This is a genomic window from Hoeflea sp. (genome assembly GCF_039975035.1).
Lineage (GTDB): Bacteria > Pseudomonadota > Alphaproteobacteria > Rhizobiales > Rhizobiaceae > Hoeflea.
The window spans coordinates 1-3156 of the sequence record NZ_JBDWHW010000113.1 but is presented as its reverse complement, the minus strand read 5'-3'; the positions used below and the strand labels follow the sequence as shown (position 1 = coordinate 3156).

The window sequence follows — 3156 nt, the reverse complement described above, 5'->3', positions numbered from 1 at the left end:
CACCGGCGCTTGTTCCAATCAGCGTCGAACGATGATAAGGCATGACCCGGTTTCACGATCCCGAGTTTTCGGGGATTTGGCAATGCGGGATCTGGTGTTTTCGATCCGACGTGCGGGAAGATGATTGCATGATGACTGGGTACCGGAGCGGCATTGCGCATCCGCTCGACGCGTTGCCGGTTTCGCTTTTCCTATTTGACGCTTCGTGTGCGGCACCTGCCGCGCAGCTGAATTGACGAAGGACATTTCCGCCCGTGTTCCGCCTGCCTGTCCTGGTTCTTCTCACGCTGGCGATCGCCTTTGGCGGCGGCGCCTGGTCGGCGTCATGGATGCTCATGGCGACATCCGGTTTCGGCTCGATCGAGCTTGGCGCATGGAGCGCCTATCCCGCATTGCAGACCGCCAGTGCCGATCCGTTCGCCAAGGCCCACCGCGCAGGTGACGGGCGCATTCTGCTTGGTCGCGCGGAAGGACTGGTGTTTACCGCGCGGACCGACGAGACCGGCGCGGCCCTGTCCGGCAAGTGCGCCTACGAAATCTCGGGAACAACCCCGCCCTCGCGATTCTGGACACTCAGGATCGCCGATGCCGCGGGCGCGCCGGTCACCTCCCCGCCCGGATTTCCCGCCAGTCTGAATTCGTGGACGGTGCTGCGCCGCTCCGATGGCGGTTTCACGATCCGGATGAATTCCACGCCCGAACCGGGCAACTGGATCCGGCTCGATACGCAAACCGGCGTCAGCTTCATCCTGACCCTGATCGACACGCCGACGGCGGCTTCGGCCAACATGGTCGAACTCGACATGCCGGATATTACACTGATCGGCTGCCGCGATGCGTAGTGTGCTTCTGGCAGTTGTGATCGGCCTTGTCGGCGCTGCATTTGTCCACATCGTCATCATCCTGGCGCTGCCGATGTGGACCGGCAAGGACGCCTGGACCCGGGTTACGGCACTGGGCGCGCAGTACCGCTTCTATTCGCTCGCCCACGAACCCAATCCGACGGGACTGTTCAACGATAATCCGAACATTCGCACAGCGGTGTGCCGCTTTGACATTTCCAGCATGCCGGTCAGGGTCGTTGCCTCCGGCGATGTGGCGATATGGACGGTGTCGGTCTACGACAGTTCATCAAACGAGACCTATTCAATGAATGACCGGTCCTCGATCGGCGCCGACGTCAATATCGCTTTGGTCACTCCCGCGCAGATGTTGCAGATGCGCCGGTCCATGCCCGAAGCGCTCGAACGCGCGGTGCTGGTCGAACTGCAACGGCCGGAGGGCTATGTGGCCTTGCGCGCCATCGCACCGATGCCAAGCCAGGAGCCCGCGGCCAGGGCGTTCCTCAATGGCGCGGTTTGCGCGCCATTCAAGATCGATCCAGCCTGATCTCCACGTCCCTGGCTTTGGGAATTAGTGCTCTGCCACTGGTCGGTTGAGGTGCGGGAAGCGGTCAAAGCCCTGCGCGCCGCGACGCGAGATCGTCTCATTCTCATGGTGCGGCTCACCCGGACAAAGAGATCAACCTGCTGGTCGACAATCGGCAGATCCGTGGGCGCCGATTGATTTTGATCAATGAGTTTTTATAAACTGTCGTTTATATTTGACAAATCATATGTGTCTGGCTGGCGCATCGTTTCCGGCTTTGGGAGATTAAGTGCATGAAAATGGCTAACATTGTCGTTCTTGGCGCAGGTCTTGGCGGTATTTCCATGGTCTTCGATTTGAAGGCCGAACTGGGGAAAAATCACCGGATTATCCTGGTCAACAAGACTGAAACCTTCCAGTTCACCCCGTCCAATCCGTGGGTCGGTGTCGGCTGGCGCAAAAAGGGTGACATCACCGTCGAGCTTGCGCCGTTGATGGCCAAGCACGGCATCGAGTTCATCCAGGCGGCTGCAAGCAAGCTGCATCCGGAAGAAAACCGCATCGAGATGGAAGACGGCAGTTCGGTCGATTATGATCATCTGGTGATCGCCACAGGTCCGGAACTGGCGTTCGACGAGATCGAAGGACTTGGCCCGAACGCCCATACCCAGTCGGTTTGCACCGTTGATCACGCGATGCAGGCCAATGTGGCGTTTGAAGCGTTCTGTGCCGATCCTGGCCCGATCATCGTCGGCGCGGCGCAAGGCGCATCGTGCTACGGCCCGGCCTATGAATATGCGATGATCCTCGACAAGGAACTGCGCAACCGCAAGATCCGCGACAAGGTGCCGATGACCTTCGTCACCGCCGAACCCTATATCGGCCATCTTGGCCTGGGCGGCGTCGGCGACACCAAGGGCATGCTCGAGCACGAGATGCGCCAGCGCAGTGTCCGCTGGATCACCAATGCCAAGGTGGAAAAGGTTGAAGCGAACACCATGAGCGTGTCCGAGCTCAATGATGACGGTTCGGAGAAAACCCGGCATGAACTCGAATTCAAATATTCGATGATGCTGCCGGCGTTCCGCGGCATCTCCGCCCTGCGCGGTATCGAGGGCCTGGTCAATCCGCGCGGCTTCGTCATCGTCGACAAGCACCAGCGCAATCCGAAATATCCCAACATTTTCGGCATCGGCGTGGCAATCGCCATCGCGCCGATGGAAAAGACCCCTGTTCCGACCGGGGTGCCGAAGACCGGCTACATGATCGAAAGCATGGTGCTGGCCACGGCCAAAAACATCAAGGCGCTGCTCGAGGGTCGCGAGCCGGCCGACGAAGCCACTTGGAACGCCTTCTGCCTGGCCGATTTCGGCGATCGCGGCGTTGCCTTCCTGGCGCAACCGCAAAACCCGCCGCGCAACGTCAACTGGGCAGCCGAAGGCATGTGGGTGCATCTGGCCAAAGTGGCGTTCGAGAAATATTTCCTGCGCAAGGTCCGCAAGGGCATTACCGAGACCTATTACGAAAACGCGATCATGAAGATGCTGACCATGCACAAGCTGAAATAGCGTGAAATGAAACAGAGCCGGCGTTCACTCCCGGGCGGGTCACCGCCGGCCCGGGGGCATCGGCGTGACATGACGGGAGGAGAGTGTCCGGTCATCTGTGTATCGGTGATCTGGTCCATGCTTCCTGAGAGGAGCAAGGACGATGACGATTTCAAAGGAACTTCTGGACGAACTTCTGAAGGGCTGCGAGCGGCCTGAAGACCTTCTCGGCGATGCCGGG

At 59.7% G+C, this 3156-nt stretch carries 3 protein-coding genes; all 3 read left to right on the top strand.

Annotation, left to right across the window (positions count from 1 at the left end; translation table 11 throughout):
* Nucleotides 1-254 precede the first annotated feature (254 nt).
* The gene (locus ABJN75_RS09700; RefSeq protein ID WP_348439141.1) at nucleotides 255-842 is read left to right on the top strand and encodes a DUF1214 domain-containing protein; all 588 of its coding nucleotides are present in this window, start codon (nucleotides 255-257) and stop codon (nucleotides 840-842) included.
* Complete coding sequence (locus tag ABJN75_RS09695; protein ID WP_348439139.1) at nucleotides 835-1389, top strand: DUF1254 domain-containing protein; 555 nt, start codon at nucleotides 835-837, stop codon at nucleotides 1387-1389. The genes ABJN75_RS09700 and ABJN75_RS09695 overlap by 8 nt, the downstream gene beginning before the upstream one ends.
* A 278-nt stretch (nucleotides 1390-1667) precedes the next feature.
* Complete coding sequence (locus ABJN75_RS09690; RefSeq protein WP_348439143.1) at nucleotides 1668-2936, top strand: FAD-dependent oxidoreductase; 1269 nt, start codon at nucleotides 1668-1670, stop codon at nucleotides 2934-2936.
* Nucleotides 2937-3156 lie beyond the last annotated feature (220 nt).